The following is a 17,656-nucleotide window of genomic DNA, read 5'->3' as shown; positions in this document are numbered from 1 at the left end:
GTCTAGGGCGAAACAATCATCGACATCGCGGGAGAACAAGCATGGCTGGCCGATTGATCGTGGGTCTCGACGTTGCGACGCGCGGCCGGGCCGAGGAGATCGTTGCGCTGCTCGGCGATACGGTGGATTGCTACAAGATCGGCTATCAATGCTTTTATGGCGCCGATGGCTTCGCTCTGGGCAAGGCGCTGCTGGCGGCGGGCAAGCAGGTGTTTTTCGACCTCAAATTGCTCGATATCGACAATACGATCGAAAAAGGCGTGGCCGCTATCGCTGAGACCGGCGCGACCATGCTGACCATCCATGCCTATCCCAAGACCATGCGGGCAGCGCAGAAGGCCGCCGCCGGCTCCGGGCTCTGCGTCCTGGGCGTTACCGTCCTCACCTCGATGGACGACGCCGATGTCAAGGAAGCCGGCTATGAGCGCGACGCCGCCGGGCTGGTGGCCCTGCGCGCCCAGCAGGCGCGGGAGGCCGGCATAGGCGGCATTGTCGCGTCGCCGCAGGAAGCGGAAATGGTGCGCACCATTGTGGGGCCGAAAATGGCCATCGTCACCCCGGGCATCCGGCCGGCCGGCAGCGCCAGGGGCGACCAGAAACGGGTGATGGGCCCGGCCGAGGCGCTGGCCGCCGGCGCCAGCCATCTGGTGGTGGCGCGGCCGATCATCGAGGCCCCCGATCCGGCGGCGGCAGCGCGGGCGATATTGGCCGAGATGGAGGGGAAAAGGGTGAGCTTCGCCTGATAATCCCACCCATTTGAGAGACTGCCCACCCCATCGGTTAGCGTCGAAGGCCGAGGTCGATAGTCCCGATTTCCGGCGAATCCGAATATCGTCGAACCGCGCTCAGCCCGCCAAACCATGCTGGCGGCTGAGGTCTTCGAGATCGAGCAATGGCCTGGCGCCGATATGGGTGATGACCTCGGCGGCGGCGAGGCAGCCGGTTTTCAAGGCCGCATCGATATTCTGGCCACGGGCCAGGCCGAGCAGGAAGCCGGAGGCGAAAAGATCGCCGGCGCCGGTGGCATCCACCACCTTGTCCACCGGGAAAGCCGGCACCGAAACCACTTCGCCATTGAACACCGCCATGGCGCCATCGGCGCCCATGGTGATGGCCGCCACTTCGGCATCCTTGGCGATTTCGCGTACCGCCTCGCCCAGATCGTCGGTCTGGTAGAGCGATTTCAGCTCATGCACATTGGCCAGAACGTAATCGACGGTCTTGGAGCGGATCAGGTCGAGAAATTCGACGCGGTAGCGGTCGACGCAGAAGGGATCGGACAGGGTGAAGGCGGCGGCGCGCTCCTCGCGATGGGCATAATGGGCGGCCAGCACAAAGGCCTTCTTGGCTTCCACGGGGTCCCAGAGAAAGCCTTCCATATAGGTGATGGCGGCGGCGCCGATCTCGTCGGGGCGGATATCGCGCTCGGTCAATTCGTGGCAGGCGCCCAGATAGGTGTTCATGGTCCGCTCGCCATCCTCGGAGAGGAAGATCATCGACCGCGCCGTGAGCGCGCCGTTCTTGAGGCGGGACGTGGCGTAATGGACGCCGAGATCGCTCAGATCGGCTTCGAATACGTCGCCCAGCGGATCGTCGGCCACCTTGCCGATAAAGGCGGCGCGGCCGCCCAGCGAGGCTACGCCGGCGGCGGTATTGGCGGCCGAGCCGCCGGAAATCTGCTGCCGCGATGGCGGCATCTTGCCGTAAAGGTCCTCCGCCCGATCGGTGTCGATCAGGTGCATGATGCCTTCCTGCATGCCTTCGCGCTCGATAAAACCGGGTTCCACCGGGGCGATGATGTCGACGATCGCATTACCAATAGTGAGGACGTCGAAGCGGGTCTGGGTCATGGAGGGGAAGTTCCGGCGGTCGTTACGAAAAGGCCGGCTGCCGGTGTAAAGCATAAGGCGGAAGCGGGCAATCTCCACCATTCCGGTCAGTGCCCGCAGAAGCTACAGCCCGCCGATGATTTCGGCGAGAAGCGCCTCGCTGTCCTCGCCGGCGCGAATGGCGATCTGGCCATCGAGCAGCAGCACCGCCAGGCCATGCACCTTGGCCCAGGCAGCCAGCGCCCTTATGCGGCCGCCGCCCCGCGGGTCGTCGCCGGCGACCTGACGCAGGGTATCGAAGGCCATGTCGGCGGCCATGCGCAGGCCGGGGCGCGCCTCCTTGCTCAATTGCGGCGAGAACATCAGGCGGAAAAGATTGGGATTCTGCAGGGCAAAGACCACATAGGTCTTGCCCATGGCCGCCATGGGATCGCCAGGCTGGCTGGCCGCCACCGCCTGCATGCGGGCGGTGAACCGCTGAAAGCCAGTGACGGCCAGGGCTTCCAGCAGCGCCGCCCGGTTGTCGAAATGCCGGTAAGGCGCCGCCGGGGACACGCCCACCGCCCGCGCCAGATCGCGCAGGCCAAGGCCGGCCTCGCCGTGCTGTTCCAGAATCAGCAGCGCCGCCTCAAGCAAAGCCTGGCGCAAGTTGCCGTGGTGATAGGGGGCATTTGAGGGAGATGTTGACATTGTTCACATGTTGTCAAATAATGTGAGCGATGTCAACATAGGATATGGAACATGGATTGGGACCTGATCCTGGCTTCGGCCCATCACCTAATGGTCTTCACGCTGGTGGCACTGTTCGCCGCCGAATTCGCGCTGTTGCGGCCGGGCCTGTCCGGCGGCCGGCTGGGGCAATTGGCGCGGCTCGATGCCGGCTATGGCGCCGTTGCCGGGCTCGTCATCGTGGTGGGACTGCTGCGCATTTTCTTCGGCTCGGTCGATGCGTCCTATTATTGGGGCAATCACGCCTTTTGGGGCAAGATGGCGGCCTTCGCCGTCATGGGCCTGCTCACCATCCCGCCGACATTGGCCATTCGCCGCTGGGTCAAGGCAGGGCAGGGCCATGCCGGCTATGCGCCGCCGGCCGACGAGATCAAGGCCAACCGGCGCTTCGTGCATCTGCAGGCCGGGGCGCTGCTGCTGATCCCGATTTTCGCCGCTGCCATGGCGCGGGGTTACGGGAGTTAGCGCGGCTCGCAACATTGCGTGGATGAGATTGCGGTCATGGTGCTAACGACCTCGTCCTTCGACAAGCTCAGGATGAGGTCTTCGACGGGTCTGCTGACGGAGTGGCGCCGTTTGCTAGGCGCCGCGCGGCAGTGGCGTCTTGGGTTCGAAGCGGCACCATTGGGCAATCGGGCAGCGCCAGCATTCGGGTTTCCGGGCCTTGCAGATATAGCGGCCATGCAGGATCAGCCAATGATGGGCATGGAGCATGAAACGCTCCGGCACCTGCTTGTGCAAGACTTTCTCGACCTCGAGCGGGGTCTTGCCGGGGGCCAGTCCGGTGCGGTTGCCGACGCGGAAAAGATGGGTATCTACCGCAATGGTGGGCTGTTTGAACCAGATATTGAGCACGACATTGGCGGTCTTGCGCCCGACGCCGGGCAGCGCCTCCAAAGCCTGCCGATCCCCGGGCACGTCGCCGCCATGCCGCTCGAGCAGGAGCTGGCTGAGGGCGAAAACGTTTTTCGCCTTGCCGCGGAATAGCCCGATGGTGCGAATGTGCCGCTCGATGCCCTCCACGCCCAGCGCCACCATGGCGGCGGGGCTGGGCGCCAGTTCGAAGAGCTTTTTCGTCGCCTTGTTGACGCCGATATCGGTGGCCTGGGCCGACAGCACCACGGCCACCAACAGGGTGAAGGCATTGATATAATCGAGTTCGCCTTTGGGTTCGGGGTCGATCTCATGGAAACGGGTGAAGATCGCCGCGGCATCGGCCCGATTCAGGGGTTTAATTTTTTTCGCCGCTGCCATTCTCTCGCCCTCAATTCTCTGCCAGTATTTCGAGCAAGAGAGACGATGATGCAAGCCACCACCACCATCCCCCTGTTCGCGGCCACGCTGCGGCCGGACCGGTCCCTTGGAGCGGCTGGCGGCTGGGTGGCATTGACGCTTGCCGCCATTGTAGGCGCGCCCTTCCTCATCGCCATTCCGCAATTCCTGCTGCCCGGCCTCGCCGCCTTCGGCCTGGCCGGCGGCGGATTGGTGGCGTTCAGCATCCGCCGGGCGCGGCGTGGCAGGCAATATCAGCAGGTGACGCTGTGGCCGGACCAGCTGGAAGTGACGGATGTGACGCCCGGCCAGGAGCGAAGATTGCGGCGCTTCGAACCCAAAAAAGTGCGGCTGCGGCTGCAACGCGATGGCTTCGAGCGGACCATCGGCATCTTTCTGCGCCATGACGAGGGCGAGTTGGAACTGGGCCGGTTCCTGTCGCGGGACGACAAGACCGGCTTTGCCCGCGCCTTCCGCACGGCCCTGCGCCAGGCGCGGCGGGGCGTCTAGAAATCAGTTTGCCGTCAAATCCGGGTCGCCATGGCGCGTTCTCGTGCCTAGATAGAGGCGATTGCAGCAGAAAGACCCGGACATGAACCAGCTGAGCGCGCTCGCCCCCGACAGCGATTACGACATTATCCGCGCCGCCATCCGCTATCTCAGCGAAAACGGCCCCGACCAGACCGATCTGGCGGCCTTCGCCCGGGCGCTGGGCCTGAGCGAGCGGCAATTGACCGAGCTGTTCCGCCGCTGGTGCGGGCTGTCGCCCAAGAGCTTCGCCCAGGCGGTGGCGCTGGACCACGCCAAGAGCCTGTTGCGCGATCAGGCCAGCGTGCTCGACGCCACCTATGAGGTGGGCCTGTCCTCCACCTCGCGGTTGCACGACCTGTTCGTCGCCTATGAAGCCATGCCGCCGGGCATTTTCCGCAGCGGCGGCGCCGGCCTCGACATGGTCTGGGGCGCGGCGCCCTCGCCCTTCGGCATGGCAGTGGTGACGGCCACCGAATACGGCATTTCCGGGCTGGGCTTCGCCGATGCCGACACCAGTATCGAGGCCGCCTTCGAGGACCTGGCCAATCGCTGGCCGCAGGCCCGCTTCGCCCGCGACGATTCCAAGGTCGCCCCGATGGTGCGGCAGATTTTCGAGCCCGGTCTCTGGTCGGCGGAACGGCCGGTGCGGGTGGTGCTGATCGGCACCGATTTCGAGGTGAAGGTCTGGGAAACGCTGCTCAAAATTCCGGTGGGCAAGGCCACGACCTATGCCAAGGTCGCCCAGCAGATCGGGCGACCCAGCGCTTCGCGCGCCGTCGGCGCCGCCGTGGGCAAGAACCCGATCAGCTTCGTCGTGCCCTGCCATCGGGTGGTCGGCACCTCCGGAGCGCTGACCGGCTATCACTGGGGGGTACCGCGCAAGCGGGCGATCCTGGGCTGGGAAGCGGGCGTAATCTCGGCGGCGCATTAGCAAAACCGCTAAGACCGAACGCAGTTCGCGCTGGAATTAAGGGGCGGGTCGTGGCTTAGTCTGCGGCAAAGCTCGCGGAGGGAACATGGTCAGCAATAGACGCGCCATCATCACCGGCGTCCTGCTTGCCGCCGGCCTGGCGCTGGCATGGCAGGTCTCCACGCCGATCCTGCTGATCTTTGCCGGCATTCTCGTCGCCTGCGTGCTCGACGCCGCCGTGCGGGCACTGGCCCGCATCGCCCCCTGGCCGCGGCCCCTGCTGCTGGCTATTGTCAGCTTCACCATCCTGGTGCTCGTGGTCTTGGCCCTGTCGCTGGGCGGGGTCAGCCTGTGGCGCAATATCCAGGACCTGCTGCGGCTGCTGGTCGCCGAAATCGCCCGCATCTATGGCGAATTGCAGGAACTCGGCCTCGTCCACGAGATCAGCCGCTCCGATATCGAGACCATGGTGACCACGTTCTTCCCCGATCCGGGCGGACTGTTCAACCAGGCCAGCTCGTTTTTCGGCTCGACCCTGGGCATTGTCAGCAATGCGGTGATCATCATCTTTCTCGGGCTGTTTTTCGCCATCGACCCCAGGGCCTATCGCGATGGCGTGTTGCTGCTGCTGCCCCAGACCTATCGGCCGCGCATTTCCGCCGCCCTGAGCGATACCGGGGAAGCGCTGCGCGGCTGGATGGTGACGCAGCTGGCGATGATGATTCTGATCGGCACGCTGGTCTTCACGCTGCTCTGGGCGCTGGGCGTGCCCAATGCGCCGGTGCTGGGACTGCTGGCCGGCGCGCTCAACTTCATTCCGTTTCTGGGGCCGATCTTTTCAGCGGTGCCGGTGCTGCTGACCCTGGCGGCCCAGGACACGCAGGTGCTCATCCTGGGCGCGATCGGGCTGTTCCTGATCCAGAACCTGGAAGGCTATATCCTGACCCCGATGCTGCAACAGCGGATCATCAGGCTGTCGCCGGCCTGGTCGCTGAGCATCATGACGGTGCTGGGCACGTTGTTCGGGATCATGGGCATCGCGCTGGCAACGCCCATTTATGCGGTGGGCCGCATGCTGACGCTGAAGCTCTATGTCGAGCCGCGCGAGGACGAAAGGGCCGGCGCGCCCGACCCCATCGCCATCAAAGAATGACGCGCTCGACCAGCTTGCCGTCCGGGCCGATCCGATAAAGCGTCGGCTCGCCGGTGGCGATTTCCCGGGCCAGAATCTCGTCCGGCGTCAGGCCCTCGATGGCCATGACCAAAGCCCGCAGCGAATTCCCGTGGGCGGCGATCAGCACGGTCTTGCCCTGCTTGAGCCGGGGCAGGATTTCCGCCTCGTAATAGGGCAGGGTGCGGGCGGCGGTGTCCTTGAGGCTTTCCCCGCCCGGCGGCGGGACGTCGAATGACCGGCGCCAGATATGGACCTGTTCCTCGCCCCATTTGGCGCGGGCATCATCCTTATTGAGGCCGGCGAGATCGCCGTAATCGCGTTCATTGAGCGCAATATTGCGGGTGATGGTGACGTTGAGCACCTCCATCTCCTCCAGCATCAGGTCCAGCGTGTGCTGGGCCCGGCGCAGGGCGGAGGTGTAGTAGAGATCGGGAGCGATGCCCGCAGCCTTCAGCGCCTTGCCGGTGGCGCGGGCCTCCTCGATGCCCAGTTCGGTCAGATCCGGATCGCGCCAGCCGGTGAAGAGGTTCTTGAGATTCCATTCGCTCTGGCCATGGCGGACCAGGATCAGGGTGCCGGTCATTGTTCGATCCTTTGATATGAGAGGCGGGCGTCCGGATGCGCTCCGGTTCAGTCGTTGAGGCCGAGCACATCGGCCATGGAATAGAGCCCCGGCGGCTGCCGGGATGCCCAGAGCGCCGCCAGAACCGCGCCATTGGCAAAGATGCTGCGGTCCTGGGCGCGGTGGCTGAGTTCGATGCGCTCGGACGGGCCGGCCAGGATGACCATGTGGTCGCCGATGACATTGCCGCCGCGCAGGGTAGCAAAACCGATCGTGCCTGGCTCGCGCGCGCCGGTATGGCCGTCGCGCACGCGGACGGAATGATCCTTGAGGGAAATGTTGCGGCCCCTGGCGGCGGCCTCGCCCAGCATCAGCGCGCTGCCGGAGGGAGCGTCGACCTTAAGGTTGTGGTGCATTTCCAAAATTTCGACATCGTAATCGGCGAGCGCCGCGGCGGCTTTTTCCACCAGCGCCGTCAAAGCCACCATGCCGGGGGAGAAATTGCCCGACTGGACGATACGGGCGCCGGCGCGGCCCGCTTCGGCAATGGCGTCGTTTTCGGCCTCAAGGCAGCCGGTGGTGCCGATGATATGGACCAGGCCCTGGCGCGCGGCGAGACCGGCCAGCGCCACGCTGGCGGCGGGAGCAGTAAAATCCACGATGGCATCGGCCTGGGCCAGCGCCTGTTCGGCGCTGTCGGTGACGGCGAGGCCCAGCGGCTCGAGGCCGGCCAGCAGCCCGGCATCCTTGCCGATGGAGGCGGCGCCCGACCGATCCAGCGCACCCACTAGTTCCAGCTCCGGATGGCCGGCAATGGCCCGGATATTGGCCGCGCCCATGCGCCCGCCCGCTCCTGCCACGATGATGCGCAACTTGGTCATGCCGCAATCTCCTGCAAACGTCCTCGGCTATAGCAGCGCCGGGACGCGCCGCCAACCATGCTGCCCGCGCGCATTGGTCTGTGCTACGATTCGCGCCAAAGCAAGACAGACGGACCCATCCATGACCCTCACCAATGTGCTGGCTGGCATCGCCGTGGAAGATTTGGGCAATTCCCTTATCTGGTACGAATATCTATTCGGCCGCCCCGCCGATGCCCGCATCATGGCCGATGTGGCCGAATGGAAGCTGCCCGGGGGCGGCTGGGTGCATGTGATGACCGACGAGGACCGGGCCGGGGCCAGCGTGGTATTTCTGATCGTCGACGACATCACCGAGGAATTGGCGCGACTTGAAACCCATGGGCTCAAGCCGGTGGCCAAGGCGATCGGGGATTTCTTCAAGACGGCGAAGCTGCGCGACCCCGATGGCAATCTCATCATCCTCAACCAGCCGCAGCCGGGGACGTATTGATGGGTCGTGCCGACGGATCGTCGCTCGGTCTCCGCAGCCCATGTTTGCGGCGCCCAGAAGAGCCCTCGGGTCAAGCCCGAGGGTGACGAGGGGGAGACATGGCCGGAGCGCTTACACTCTGAACCGGCGATGGGGCGGAAACGGGTTCTGCAAAGGAACCGGACCGCCCTATAGCCGCCGCAGCTTCACGTCCTCGACCCGGTGGTCCTTGCCCTTTTTGAGGATCAAATCCGCCCGGCCGCGCGTCGGCAGCACGTTTTCGACCAGGTTGGGCAGGTTGATGCTTTCCCAGACCTGGCGGCCAAAGATGCCGGCCTCTTCCTCGCTCATCTCCGAGAATTTGCGGAAGAAGGAGGTGGGATCGCGGAAAGCGGTTTCGCGCAGGCGGAAAAAGCGGGTGATGTACCAGTCGCGCAGGTCATCGAGCTCGGCGTCGATATAGATCGAAAAATCGATGAAGTCGGAGGCGAAGAGGATCGGCGCACCGTCGCGCGGCAGCTCGCCGGGCTGCAGGATATTGAGGCCTTCGACGATGAGGATATCGGGACGGTCGATGATCACCTGCTCGCCCTGCACCACGTCATAGACCAGGTGGGAATAGACCGGGACGGCGACCTGTTCCTTGCCCGACTTGATATCGGCGAGGAAATTGACGAAGCGGGGGCGATCATAGCTTTCCGGAAAGCCCTTGCGCTGCATCAGGCCGCGTTCCTCGAGTACCCTGTTGGGATGCAGGAACCCGTCGGTGGTGACCAGATCGACCTTGGGGCTGGAGGGCCAGCGCGACAGCAGCGCCTGGAGAATGCGCGCCGTGGTGGACTTGCCCACCGCCACCGAACCGGCGACGCCGATGATGAACGGCACCTTGTCGCTGGGCGCGTGGAGGAAACGGGTGGAAACCTGGTTGAGCCCCTGGATGGCCTCGACGTAATAGGCCAGCAGGCGCGATAGCGGCAGATAGATTTCCTCGGCCTCGGCCAGCGAGATCGGGTCGGTCAGGGCGCGCAGCCGCTTGATGTCATCCTCGGTCAGCGTCATGGGCTGGCCGTTGCGCAGCTCGCTCCATTGCTGTTTGGTGAAATGACGATAGGGATCGACGGCGACCGGGCGCTTGGCCATTCAGAAACTCTCCGTGCGGGAGGCTTTTTCGGCCAGGCCGGACTGGGCGGTGCGGGCCTCGAGTTCGGCCATGATTTCGGCCAGCGGCACGCCGGCGGCGTTGAGCACCACCAATAGGTGATAGAGCAGATCGGCGCTTTCCTTGACCAGCTCGGATTTGTCGCCGCTGACGGCAGCGATGACGGCCTCGATGGCTTCCTCACCCAGCTTCTGCGCCGCCTTGTTCATGCCGCGGGCGATGAGCCGGGCCGTATAGCTGTCCTCGGGCGAGGCGGCGGCGCGCATGGCGACGCGGGCTTCGAGTTCTTCAAGGTTCATCGGTGTGTCCCCTCCGCTGAGGTGCCTTAAATCACGATGCAGGCGCTTTCGTCACCTGCAACCTTCGGGTCAGGCCCCGTCTTTCGAGCATAGCTCTCAAGGCCATTCATTCGCCCCTTGGACCGTCGGCGAAGTCCATGCGCATGGCGATGCCGTGCGCGGCCATGTAGCGCTTGGCCTCGGGAATGGTGAAAGTGCCGAAATGGAAGATCGAGGCGGCGAGCACGGCGCTGGCATGGCCTTCGATGACGCCGTCGACCAGATGTTGCAGCGTGCCGACGCCGCCTGAGGCGATGACCGGCACCGCCACGGAATCGGCGATGGCGCGGGTGAGCTTGAGGTCGAAGCCGGACCTGGTGCCGTCGCGATCCATCGAGGTCACCAGCAATTCGCCGGCGCCACGCTCGACCATGCGGGCGGCGAATTCCACCGCGTCGATACCGGTCGGCTTGCGGCCGCCATGGGTGTAGATTTCCCATTCGGACCGGTTGTCGCCGCCCAGGCCCTGATCGAGGCGCTGCTTGGCATCCACCGAGACGACGATGCATTGATTGCCGAATTTGTCGGCGGCGCGGGCGATGAAATCGGGATCGGTGACCGCCGCCGAATTGATCGCCACCTTGTCGGCACCGGCCAGCAGAAGCTTGCGGATATCCTCGATGGAGCGGACGCCGCCGCCCACGGTCACCGGCATGAAGCAATGCTCGGCCGTGCGCGCCACCACGTCGAAAATATTGTCGCGGCCCTCATGGCTGGCGGTGATGTCGAGAAAGGTCAATTCATCGGCCCCGGCCGCGTCATAGGCCCTGGCCGCCTCGACCGGATCGCCGGCATCGACCAGATCGACGAATTGCACGCCTTTGACCACCCGGCCGCCGGCGACATCCAGACAGGGAATGATGCGGGTCTTCAAACTCATACCGCTAGACCTTCTGTTTCTGTCCCCAGGCGAGACGGTGGATGATGAGACTGGCAAGCCAGACCAGAAACGCCCCGCCGCCCAGGGGCAGGGTGGCCAGCATGAACCAGCCCATTACCCCCATATTATAGAGCAGGCCACCCCAATCGGCGCCCAAGACCAGGCAGGGCTGCACCCGGGCTTCATTGACCTGGCAGCCATTGGCGTCGGCAATGAGATAGGTGAGATAGACCGAAGCCAAAGGCCAGAGCGCGAAGATCAGGATGGCCAGCAGCACCAGAGCATAGGCCCAATAGGGAAATTTTGGCGGGCCTTTCGCCGTCATGCCGCTTTCAGCCTGGCCAATGCTTCACGTGAATCAATACGGCCATCGTAAAGCGCCCGCCCAGAAATGGCGCCTTCCAGCACCTGATATTCCGGGCGCGTCATACGCTCGATATCGGCCATGGAGGCGAGCCCCCCCGAGGCGATGACCGGAATGGCGGTGGCGCGGGCCAGGTCCAGGGTCGAATCCCAATTGATGCCGGCCAGGATGCCGTCGCGGTCGATGTCGGTATAGATGATCGCGGCGACGCCGGCGCCTTCGAAGCGCTTGGCCAGTTCGATCACCGAGAGCTCGGAGGTCTCGGCCCAGCCTTCGACCGCCACCATGCCGCCACGGGCATCGATGCCGACCGCGACCTGGCCCGGCCATCGCCGCGCGGCCTCCTTCACCAGAGCCGGATCGCGCACCGCCACAGTGCCGAGAATGACGCGGGCAAGACCCTTGTCGAGCCAGGTTTCGATATGGGCCAGGGTACGGATGCCGCCGCCGAGCTGCACCGGGAAGTTCACACTGTCGAGAATGGCCTCCACCGCGGCACCGTTGACGCTCTCGCCGGCAAAGGCGCCATTGAGATCGACGACATGCAGATAGTCAAAGCCCTGGCTTTCGAACGATTTGGCCTGGGCGGCCGGGTCGTCGTTGAAAACAGTCGCCTGGTCCATATCGCCGAGCTTGAGGCGCACGCATTGGCCATCCTTGAGATCGATGGCGGGGAAGAGGATCACGGCGTCCATCCTAAAAAGTTCTCGATCAGCTTCAGTCCCAGCGCCTGGCTTTTTTCCGGGTGGAACTGGGTGCCGAAAATATTGTCGCGGCCGACACAGGCGGTCAGCGAGCCACCATAATCGGTGGTGGCGATGAGCTGCGCCGGATCGTCGGTCCTGAAGTGATAGGAATGGACGAAATAGGCATGCAGCCCCGGTTCGATCCCGTCCAGCAGCGCATGGGGCCGAGCCAAGGCAATGGTGTTCCAGCCCATATGCGGAATCTTCAGGCCCGGATCGGCCGGGGCGATCTTTTCGACGGCACCGGGAATCCAGTTCAGGCCCGGCGTGACGGTTTTTTCGCGGCCTTCGCTGGCCAGCAATTGCATGCCGACACAGATGCCGAGAAACGGCGCGCCGCCCTCTATGACTTTTTCTTCCAGCGCCTCGACCATGCCCGGCACGGCATCGAGCCCGGCCTTGCAATCGGCGAAGGCGCCGACGCCGGGCAACATGATGCGATCGGCCTTGCGGACCTGATCGGGATCGGCGGTGACGATGATCGCGTCGCCCTGGGCCCGCTCATGGGCCACCCGCTCGAAGGCCTTGGCGGCCGAACGCAGATTGCCGGCGCCGTAATCGATGATGGCGATAATGCTCATGGCAAGTTCTTGGTGCAGCCTCGGGGATCAGCCCAGCGCTGATCTAGTGCAAAAACCACAATGGTGAAAGCCTTTCGCTCCAGCGAGATCAGAGCGTGCCCTTGGTGCTGGGCACACGGTCCGCGGCGCGCGGATCGATTGCCACCGCCTCGCGCAGGGCCCGGGCCACGGCCTTGAACATCGATTCGGCCAGGTGGTGATTGTTGTCGAAGTAGAAATTCTCGATATGCAGCGTGACCCCGGCATTGATGGCCAGAGCCTGGAAGAATTCGCGGAACAGCTCGGTATCGATGTCGCCGATCTTATTCTGGCTGAACTCGGCCTTGAAGACGAGGAAAGCGCGGCCGGAAACGTCGAGCGCGGCGCGGGTCAGCGTACCGTCCATGGGCAGGTCGCAGCTGGCATAGCGGCGAATGCCCTTCTTGTCGCCGAGCGCCTGCTTGATCGCCTGGCCCAGCGCGATGCCGACATCTTCGACCGTGTGGTGGCTATCGATATGCAGGTCGCCCTTGCAGGCGACATCCATGTCGATCAGCGAGTGGCGGGAGAGCTGGTCCAGCATGTGATCGAAGAAACCCACGCCGGTCTGCATGGAATGGCTGCCGGTGCCGTCGAGATCGATGGAGACGGCAATCTCGGTCTCGTTGGTCTTGCGGGCGATCTGTGCTGTGCGCATGGGGGTTCTCCGGCGTTCGGGCGCTCCCTAGCAGATAGGCACGCCCGCGTGAAGATCGGGTTAGGGCCGCTTCGGTTGCAATCCGCGCCGACGCCCCTAAATATCAGCCAACAGTTCGGAGTATCTCCCCCAATGAGTGACAGTAATTTTCCCGGCTGGCATGGGACCACCATCGTTTCCGTGCGCAAGGGCAACAAGGTCGTGGTGGCCGGCGATGGCCAGGTTTCCATGGGCCAGACGGTGATGAAGCACAGCGCCAAGAAGGTGCGGCGCCTCGCCGGCGGCAAGGTGATCGGCGGCTTTGCCGGCTCGACCGCCGATGCCTTCACCCTGTTCGAGCGGCTGGAAGCCAAGCTCGAGCAATATCCCGACCAATTGATGCGCGCCGCGGTCGAACTGGCCAAGGATTGGCGCACCGACCGCTATCTGCGCAAGCTCGAAGCCATGATGATCGTGGCCGACAAGACCGACACGCTGGTGCTGACCGGCAATGGCGACGTGCTCACCCCCGATCATGGCGTCATCGCCATCGGCTCGGGTGGCAATTACGCCCATTCGGCGGCGCTGGCCCTGCACCAGGCCACCGAGCTCGACGCCGAGGACATTGCCCACCGCGCCATGAAGATCGCGGAAGAGATCTGCGTCTATACCAATGGCAATGTGACCATGGAAACCATCGCGCTCGACTAAATTACCTGTCGCCGGCTTCTGGCGGCGACCGCAGCGACCGGCTCTTGAGCGGTCCGGAAAGTGACAGACCAATGAGTGAAACCAATTTTTCCCCGCGCGAGATCGTTTCGGAGCTCGACCGCCATATCGTCGGCCAGGCCGATGCCAAGCGCGCCGTCGCCGTGGCGCTGCGCAATCGCTGGCGCCGGCAGCAGCTCAGCCCCGAATTGCGCCGCGAGGTGACGCCGAAGAATATCCTGATGATCGGGCCCACCGGCGTGGGCAAGACCGAGATTTCGCGCCGCCTTGCCCGCCTCGCCCAGGCGCCCTTCGTCAAGGTGGAAGCCACCAAGTTCACCGAGGTCGGCTATGTCGGCCGCGATGTCGAGCAGATCGTTCGCGACCTGGTGGAAGCCGGGATCACCGTGTTGCGCGACAAGCGCCGCCGCGACGTTCAGGCTCAGGCGCATCACAATGCCGAGGAACGGGTGCTCGACGCCTTGGTCGGCACCTCGGCCACGCCCTCCACCCGCGACAGCTTCCGCGCCAAGCTGCGGAGCAACGAACTCGATGGCAAGGAAATCGAGATCGAGATGCAGCCTTCCCCGGGCAGTGGCGGATTCGAGATACCGGGCATGCCCAATGGCGGCATCGGCATGATCAATCTGTCGGACATGTTCAAGCAGGCCATGGGCGGGCGCGGCGTCAAGCGCAAGATCAAGGTCGAGGACGCCTATGAGCCGCTGATCGCCGAGGAAGCCGACAAGCTGCTCGATCAGGACCAGCTCAAGACCGAGGCCATCGAGCTGGTGGAAAACCACGGCATCGTCTTCATCGACGAGATCGACAAGGTCGCGGTCCGCGAGGGCGGCGTACAGGGCGGGCCATCGCGCGAAGGCGTGCAGCGCGATCTGCTGCCGCTGATCGAGGGCACGACCGTCGCCACCAAATACGGACCGGTCAAGACCGACCATATCCTGTTCATCGCCTCGGGTGCCTTCCATCTGAGCAAGCCAAGCGACCTGTTGCCGGAATTGCAGGGCCGCCTGCCGATCCGGGTGGAATTGCAGGCGCTGACGCGCGAAGATTTCATCGGCATCCTCAACGACACCGAAGCCAGCCTGATCAAGCAATATGTGGCCCTGATGAGCACGGAAGGCGTCACTCTGGAGGTGACCCAGGACGCCATCGAGGCGATTGCCGACGCAGCGGTCAAGGTCAATTCCAGCGTCGAGAATATCGGCGCGCGGCGGTTGCAGACGGTGATGGAGCGGCTGGTCGAGGAAATCTCCTTCGACGCCCCGGACCGCAATGGCCAGACCATCAAGATCGATGCCGCCTTCGTCCAGGACAAGGTGGGTGTACTGGCCGGGGACACCGATCTGTCCAAGTTCGTGCTGTAGCGGCGCTTTTGCGCTCTCCGAAGCTGGGTTGGGGACGGTATGCTCTCCGCGCGTAAGCACCCCTCCCAACCTCCCCCTTCAAGGAGGAGGGCCGGATCGAGAGCGTCGCTGGGTCAGCGCTTCCGCCCCGCGCGTTTGACCAGTTCGTCCCGCAGGAATTTCAGATCCTCGACCTCCAGCCGCCCGATATTATCGCGCAGCCGATTGGTGAGTTCCGTCGCTTCCGGCGCCAGCCCGCCGGTATCGATACTGGCCTTGGGGTCGGAAATCTCGGCGAGACGCTGCAATTCCTCGGCTTCGTCCCAGATGACATTGAAGAAGGCGATGATGCGGTGAAGCAGGAAGCTGGTGGGCTGGCCGCGGCGGCCATGTTCGAGCGCCGACAGATAGGCGCTGGACACGTTGAGCGCCGCCGCCATTTCCTTCAATGAAATGCCGCGCGCCTCGCGCATCGCCCGCAATTTAGCGCCCAGCGGGGTCATTGCCGGCGCAGGCGCACATAATACGCCCCCTCGCCGCCATGGCCGCGCGCCGCCATGCTCCAGCCCGAGACCAGTTGCGACAGCCCCGGCTCGGATAGCCAGATCGGCAGCATGGTGCGCAATATTCCTCGTTCGGTCATGGCTGCGACGTAATCATTATCGGTCTTAAGGCCCTTGCCGGTGATGACGAGAATGGTGCGGTCGCCCCGCGCCGCTCGCGCCCCGATATAGCGGCGCAGGGCCTCGCGGGCCTGGCTCTGGGTCATGCCATGCAGATCGATGGTGCCGTCGATGTCGATACGGCCGCGCCGGACCTTCTTATGGATGGCCGGGTCGACGGCCTTGTCCGCCGCGGCGGCGGGCATGGGGGCCTGATAGGGGGGCAGGAATGGCTTGCCGGGCTGGAGCGGCCGGGGCGGGGCCTTGATCCGGGGCGCCGGTTCGGCTTCCGGCACCGGCAGGGTCCCGGAGCCCAGGTTCAACAGCCGCTTGCGCCGCAGCGGTTCGACGGTGGCGGCCACGCCGGTCCAAAGGTGAAAGTCGTGCGGCAGGCGCCGGGAAACGCGCTTGGACATCGAGGTCGGCCCTGCCGCGGGAAATCAGTCGAGCTGGCTCGTCGCAATGACCTTCCAATTCGGATCGCGCGATTTGGGATTGCGGGCAAAGGTCCATTCATCGGCAATGGTCTGCACCTGATCGGCATTGCCCTCGACCAGATTGCCGACCTTGTCACGGGTGGCGGAGACAACTTCGGCATGGAAATCGACGGTGACCAGCACGTTCTTCTTGTCGTATTCGGCATCGGCGATGGCGATCTTGGGCAGGCCGACAAAGGTGAAATCGACTGTCTGGCCCGCAGCCTCGCGATCGGCGATGGCGCGCTGGAAGCCGTCGAACACGTCTTTTTCGAGAAGATTCTTCAGCGTCTGGCGGTCGCCTTCGGCAAAGGCGGTGACGATCATCTCATAGGCCTGCTTGGCGCCATCGAGGAAGGATTTCGGCGTGAAGGTCGGATCGGCCTCGGCCGCTTCCTTGAGGCCGGTGGCCAGCGCCTCGTTGCCGCCCGCAGCCTGCTCGATCTCGGCCTCGAGCTTGCGGGCGCGGCGCTCGTCATCGAGATCGGGCTGGGCGGCCACGGGACGCGGACGCAGCGGCACCACCGTATCGTCATTGGCCCCGGCCTTCTTCTCCACCGGGGTCGAGCGCGAGCGATCGACCGGCGGACGTTCATTGCCGGTGCGCGTGCCGAGGACCGAGCGCAGCCGGAACAGCACGAAGATGGCCACGACGATGGCGATGAGGGTCGGCAGGTCGAGAAAATCGTCCATGAATGGGGCACCTTGCGCGCGAGGCTAGAACAAAAACACATTGCGGCGCTCGTTTCGCGCCAAACCGGTCCTATATATAGGCAAAGCTTTAGCTCAAAACCAGTTCACGATGGGCGGAGGTTGCATTTTGCCGCGCCCTTTCCCATCGTCCCCAGACAAGGACCCGCTCTTGGCCCGTTTTTTTGCTCTCGGCTTCCTGCTGCTGCCTCTCGCCGAAATCGCCATGTTCATCGTGGTCGGCCGCGCCATCGGGCTATTGCCGACGCTGGCACTGGTGATCCTGGCGGCCATTGCCGGAATGCTGCTGCTGCGCCGGCAGGGGCTGGACGTGGTTTCGCGGCTGCGCTCCAATGTCAATGCCGGCACCATTCCGGGCCGCACGATGTTCGACACGATGATGATCGGGCTGGCGGGATTGCTGCTGGTCGTTCCGGGCTTTCTCAGCGATATCGCGGCGCTGATCCTGTTATTGCCGCCGGTCCGCGCCTCGATTTTTTCAGCGCTGGCCGGGCGCGTTCGCGTGGTCGAAACCACCACGACCTATCGCAGCCACGGCGATCCGTCCGGGTCGCAGGACCATAATCCCAAATATATCGATCTTAACGACAATGACCGGGACAAGGACCGATCCTAGCGGGCTCGGCTTGTTCGGATGGCGCAAAAATGCTAGCCAGCCGGCCAGATTTCCTCA

At 64.3% G+C, this 17,656-nt stretch carries 24 protein-coding genes; 9 read left to right on the top strand and 15 right to left on the bottom strand.

The window, feature by feature from the left end:
- Positions 1-41: 41 nt before the first annotated feature.
- Positions 42-743: an orotidine-5'-phosphate decarboxylase gene (gene pyrF, locus O9Z70_RS15595; RefSeq protein ID WP_286020356.1), complete on the top strand. Its 702-nt coding sequence runs from the start codon at positions 42-44 to the stop codon at positions 741-743.
- 102 nt (positions 744-845) lie between these two features.
- On the opposite strand, the gene O9Z70_RS15590 is transcribed toward pyrF, so the two are convergent.
- Positions 846-1,850 carry an adenosine kinase gene (locus O9Z70_RS15590; protein ID WP_286020355.1) on the bottom strand — a complete coding sequence of 335 codons (1,005 nt, stop codon included), beginning with the start codon at positions 1,848-1,850 and terminating at the stop codon, positions 846-848.
- A 102-nt stretch (positions 1,851-1,952) separates the two neighbouring features.
- Positions 1,953-2,519, bottom strand: coding sequence for a TetR/AcrR family transcriptional regulator (locus O9Z70_RS15585; RefSeq protein WP_286020354.1), 567 nt, complete (start codon positions 2,517-2,519; stop codon positions 1,953-1,955).
- A 51-nt stretch (positions 2,520-2,570) separates the two neighbouring features.
- On the opposite strand from O9Z70_RS15585, the gene O9Z70_RS15580 reads away from it, so the two are divergent.
- A complete protein-coding gene (locus tag O9Z70_RS15580) occupies positions 2,571-3,023 on the top strand; it encodes a DUF2214 family protein (protein ID WP_286020353.1) in 453 nt (150 codons plus the stop codon).
- 114 nt (positions 3,024-3,137) lie between these two features.
- On the opposite strand, the gene nth is transcribed toward O9Z70_RS15580, so the two are convergent.
- Positions 3,138-3,812 carry an endonuclease III gene (gene nth / locus O9Z70_RS15575; protein WP_286020352.1) on the bottom strand — a complete coding sequence of 225 codons (675 nt, stop codon included), beginning with the start codon at positions 3,810-3,812 and terminating at the stop codon, positions 3,138-3,140.
- A gap of 45 nt (positions 3,813-3,857) precedes the next feature.
- Between nth and O9Z70_RS15570 the strand changes: the two genes are divergently transcribed.
- The 3 genes from O9Z70_RS15570 to O9Z70_RS15560 all read left to right on the top strand — a co-directional run bounded on the left by O9Z70_RS15570 (position 3,858) and on the right by O9Z70_RS15560 (position 6,424).
- Positions 3,858-4,340: a DUF2244 domain-containing protein gene (locus O9Z70_RS15570; protein ID WP_286020351.1), complete on the top strand. Its 483-nt coding sequence runs from the start codon at positions 3,858-3,860 to the stop codon at positions 4,338-4,340.
- An 82-nt stretch (positions 4,341-4,422) separates the two neighbouring features.
- Positions 4,423-5,292, top strand: coding sequence for a methylated-DNA--[protein]-cysteine S-methyltransferase (locus O9Z70_RS15565; RefSeq protein WP_286020350.1), 870 nt, complete (start codon positions 4,423-4,425; stop codon positions 5,290-5,292).
- 85 nt (positions 5,293-5,377) lie between these two features.
- A complete protein-coding gene (locus tag O9Z70_RS15560; RefSeq protein WP_286020349.1) occupies positions 5,378-6,424 on the top strand; it encodes an AI-2E family transporter in 1,047 nt (348 codons plus the stop codon).
- On the opposite strand, the gene O9Z70_RS15555 is transcribed toward O9Z70_RS15560, so the two are convergent.
- Both O9Z70_RS15555 and dapB read right to left on the bottom strand, forming a co-directional pair.
- Complete coding sequence (locus O9Z70_RS15555; protein ID WP_286020348.1) at positions 6,414-7,028, bottom strand: 2,3-bisphosphoglycerate-dependent phosphoglycerate mutase; 615 nt, start codon at positions 7,026-7,028, stop codon at positions 6,414-6,416. The genes O9Z70_RS15560 and O9Z70_RS15555 overlap by 11 nt on opposite strands.
- A 47-nt stretch (positions 7,029-7,075) precedes the next feature.
- The gene (dapB, locus tag O9Z70_RS15550; RefSeq protein ID WP_286020347.1) at positions 7,076-7,888 is read right to left on the bottom strand and encodes a 4-hydroxy-tetrahydrodipicolinate reductase; all 813 of its coding nucleotides are present in this window, start codon (positions 7,886-7,888) and stop codon (positions 7,076-7,078) included.
- A gap of 121 nt (positions 7,889-8,009) precedes the next feature.
- Between dapB and O9Z70_RS15545 the strand changes: the two genes are divergently transcribed.
- On the top strand, positions 8,010-8,360 hold the full coding sequence (locus O9Z70_RS15545; RefSeq protein ID WP_286020346.1) for a VOC family protein: 351 nt from the start codon (positions 8,010-8,012) through the stop codon (positions 8,358-8,360).
- A 168-nt stretch (positions 8,361-8,528) separates the two neighbouring features.
- On the opposite strand, the gene coaA is transcribed toward O9Z70_RS15545, so the two are convergent.
- The 7 genes from coaA to hisB all read right to left on the bottom strand — a co-directional run bounded on the left by coaA (position 8,529) and on the right by hisB (position 13,083).
- Positions 8,529-9,479 (bottom strand): type I pantothenate kinase, encoded by a 951-nt coding sequence (coaA, locus tag O9Z70_RS15540; RefSeq protein ID WP_286020345.1) that lies wholly within the window; start codon positions 9,477-9,479, stop codon positions 8,529-8,531.
- Positions 9,480-9,797: a phosphoribosyl-ATP diphosphatase gene (locus tag O9Z70_RS15535; protein ID WP_286020344.1), complete on the bottom strand. Its 318-nt coding sequence runs from the start codon at positions 9,795-9,797 to the stop codon at positions 9,480-9,482.
- A 106-nt stretch (positions 9,798-9,903) separates the two neighbouring features.
- On the bottom strand, positions 9,904-10,716 hold the full coding sequence (gene hisF / locus O9Z70_RS15530; protein ID WP_286020343.1) for an imidazole glycerol phosphate synthase subunit HisF: 813 nt from the start codon (positions 10,714-10,716) through the stop codon (positions 9,904-9,906).
- Between the two features lie 4 nt (positions 10,717-10,720).
- Positions 10,721-11,041, bottom strand: coding sequence for a hypothetical protein (locus tag O9Z70_RS15525; protein WP_286020342.1), 321 nt, complete (start codon positions 11,039-11,041; stop codon positions 10,721-10,723).
- The gene (hisA, locus tag O9Z70_RS15520; protein WP_286022032.1) at positions 11,038-11,766 is read right to left on the bottom strand and encodes a 1-(5-phosphoribosyl)-5-[(5-phosphoribosylamino)methylideneamino]imidazole-4-carboxamide isomerase; all 729 of its coding nucleotides are present in this window, start codon (positions 11,764-11,766) and stop codon (positions 11,038-11,040) included. Before hisA ends, O9Z70_RS15525 begins: the two co-directional genes overlap by 4 nt.
- Complete coding sequence (hisH, locus tag O9Z70_RS15515; RefSeq protein WP_286020341.1) at positions 11,763-12,407, bottom strand: imidazole glycerol phosphate synthase subunit HisH; 645 nt, start codon at positions 12,405-12,407, stop codon at positions 11,763-11,765. Before hisH ends, hisA begins: the two co-directional genes overlap by 4 nt.
- A gap of 88 nt (positions 12,408-12,495) precedes the next feature.
- Positions 12,496-13,083 carry an imidazoleglycerol-phosphate dehydratase HisB gene (gene hisB, locus O9Z70_RS15510; protein WP_286020340.1) on the bottom strand — a complete coding sequence of 196 codons (588 nt, stop codon included), beginning with the start codon at positions 13,081-13,083 and terminating at the stop codon, positions 12,496-12,498.
- Positions 13,084-13,215: 132 nt separating this feature from the next.
- Between hisB and hslV the strand changes: the two genes are divergently transcribed.
- Both hslV and hslU read left to right on the top strand, forming a co-directional pair.
- On the top strand, positions 13,216-13,773 hold the full coding sequence (gene hslV / locus O9Z70_RS15505; RefSeq protein WP_286020339.1) for an ATP-dependent protease subunit HslV: 558 nt from the start codon (positions 13,216-13,218) through the stop codon (positions 13,771-13,773).
- Between the two features lie 71 nt (positions 13,774-13,844).
- Positions 13,845-15,155, top strand: coding sequence for an ATP-dependent protease ATPase subunit HslU (gene hslU, locus O9Z70_RS15500; RefSeq protein WP_286020338.1), 1,311 nt, complete (start codon positions 13,845-13,847; stop codon positions 15,153-15,155).
- Between the two features lie 113 nt (positions 15,156-15,268).
- Here the strand turns inward: hslU and O9Z70_RS15495 are convergent, their stop codons facing one another.
- The 3 genes from O9Z70_RS15495 to O9Z70_RS15485 are packed head-to-tail and all read right to left on the bottom strand — an operon-like array spanning position 15,269 to position 16,965.
- The gene (locus O9Z70_RS15495) at positions 15,269-15,637 is read right to left on the bottom strand and encodes a helix-turn-helix domain-containing protein (protein WP_286020337.1); all 369 of its coding nucleotides are present in this window, start codon (positions 15,635-15,637) and stop codon (positions 15,269-15,271) included.
- Positions 15,634-16,212, bottom strand: a complete 579-nt coding sequence (locus O9Z70_RS15490; RefSeq protein ID WP_286020336.1) for a Smr/MutS family protein — start codon at positions 16,210-16,212, stop codon at positions 15,634-15,636. The genes O9Z70_RS15495 and O9Z70_RS15490 overlap by 4 nt, the downstream gene beginning before the upstream one ends.
- A gap of 24 nt (positions 16,213-16,236) precedes the next feature.
- Entirely contained in the window at positions 16,237-16,965 is a 729-nt protein-coding gene (locus O9Z70_RS15485; protein ID WP_286020335.1) for a Tim44/TimA family putative adaptor protein, read from the bottom strand.
- Positions 16,966-17,134: 169 nt separating this feature from the next.
- On the opposite strand from O9Z70_RS15485, the gene O9Z70_RS15480 reads away from it, so the two are divergent.
- On the top strand, positions 17,135-17,599 hold the full coding sequence (locus O9Z70_RS15480) for an FxsA family protein (RefSeq protein ID WP_286020334.1): 465 nt from the start codon (positions 17,135-17,137) through the stop codon (positions 17,597-17,599).
- Positions 17,600-17,656: the final 57 nt, after the last annotated feature.

The sequence above is a fragment of the Devosia sp. YIM 151766 genome, assembly GCF_030285925.1.
Classification (GTDB): Bacteria; Pseudomonadota; Alphaproteobacteria; order Rhizobiales; family Devosiaceae; genus Devosia.
The sequence above is the reverse complement of the archived record's forward strand: the minus strand, read 5'-3'. Positions and strand labels throughout refer to the sequence as shown.

Excerpts from the sequence above, each read along its gene's own strand:
- hisF (WP_286020343.1), bottom strand. The coding sequence starts at position 10,716 with ATGAGTTTGAAGACCCGCATCATTCCCTGTCTGGATGTCGCCGGCGGC.
- O9Z70_RS15485 (WP_286020335.1), bottom strand. The coding sequence starts at position 16,965 with ATGGACGATTTTCTCGACCTGCCGACCCTCATCGCCATCGTCGTGGCC.
- O9Z70_RS15585 (WP_286020354.1), bottom strand. The coding sequence starts at position 2,519 with ATGTCAACATCTCCCTCAAATGCCCCCTATCACCACGGCAACTTGCGC.
- O9Z70_RS15565 (WP_286020350.1), top strand. The coding sequence starts at position 4,423 with ATGAACCAGCTGAGCGCGCTCGCCCCCGACAGCGATTACGACATTATC.
- nth (WP_286020352.1), bottom strand. The coding sequence starts at position 3,812 with ATGGCAGCGGCGAAAAAAATTAAACCCCTGAATCGGGCCGATGCCGCG.
- O9Z70_RS15555 (WP_286020348.1), bottom strand. The coding sequence starts at position 7,028 with ATGACCGGCACCCTGATCCTGGTCCGCCATGGCCAGAGCGAATGGAAT.
- hisH (WP_286020341.1), bottom strand. The coding sequence starts at position 12,407 with ATGAGCATTATCGCCATCATCGATTACGGCGCCGGCAATCTGCGTTCG.
- hslU (WP_286020338.1), top strand. The coding sequence starts at position 13,845 with ATGAGTGAAACCAATTTTTCCCCGCGCGAGATCGTTTCGGAGCTCGAC.
- O9Z70_RS15580 (WP_286020353.1), top strand. The coding sequence starts at position 2,571 with ATGGATTGGGACCTGATCCTGGCTTCGGCCCATCACCTAATGGTCTTC.
- coaA (WP_286020345.1), bottom strand. The coding sequence starts at position 9,479 with ATGGCCAAGCGCCCGGTCGCCGTCGATCCCTATCGTCATTTCACCAAA.
- O9Z70_RS15495 (WP_286020337.1), bottom strand. The coding sequence starts at position 15,637 with ATGACCCCGCTGGGCGCTAAATTGCGGGCGATGCGCGAGGCGCGCGGC.
- dapB (WP_286020347.1), bottom strand. The coding sequence starts at position 7,888 with ATGACCAAGTTGCGCATCATCGTGGCAGGAGCGGGCGGGCGCATGGGC.
- O9Z70_RS15590 (WP_286020355.1), bottom strand. The coding sequence starts at position 1,850 with ATGACCCAGACCCGCTTCGACGTCCTCACTATTGGTAATGCGATCGTC.
- pyrF (WP_286020356.1), top strand. The coding sequence starts at position 42 with ATGGCTGGCCGATTGATCGTGGGTCTCGACGTTGCGACGCGCGGCCGG.
- O9Z70_RS15560 (WP_286020349.1), top strand. The coding sequence starts at position 5,378 with ATGGTCAGCAATAGACGCGCCATCATCACCGGCGTCCTGCTTGCCGCC.
- hisB (WP_286020340.1), bottom strand. The coding sequence starts at position 13,083 with ATGCGCACAGCACAGATCGCCCGCAAGACCAACGAGACCGAGATTGCC.
- hslV (WP_286020339.1), top strand. The coding sequence starts at position 13,216 with ATGAGTGACAGTAATTTTCCCGGCTGGCATGGGACCACCATCGTTTCC.
- O9Z70_RS15490 (WP_286020336.1), bottom strand. The coding sequence starts at position 16,212 with ATGTCCAAGCGCGTTTCCCGGCGCCTGCCGCACGACTTTCACCTTTGG.
- O9Z70_RS15525 (WP_286020342.1), bottom strand. The coding sequence starts at position 11,041 with ATGACGGCGAAAGGCCCGCCAAAATTTCCCTATTGGGCCTATGCTCTG.
- O9Z70_RS15570 (WP_286020351.1), top strand. The coding sequence starts at position 3,858 with ATGATGCAAGCCACCACCACCATCCCCCTGTTCGCGGCCACGCTGCGG.
- O9Z70_RS15535 (WP_286020344.1), bottom strand. The coding sequence starts at position 9,797 with ATGAACCTTGAAGAACTCGAAGCCCGCGTCGCCATGCGCGCCGCCGCC.
- O9Z70_RS15545 (WP_286020346.1), top strand. The coding sequence starts at position 8,010 with ATGACCCTCACCAATGTGCTGGCTGGCATCGCCGTGGAAGATTTGGGC.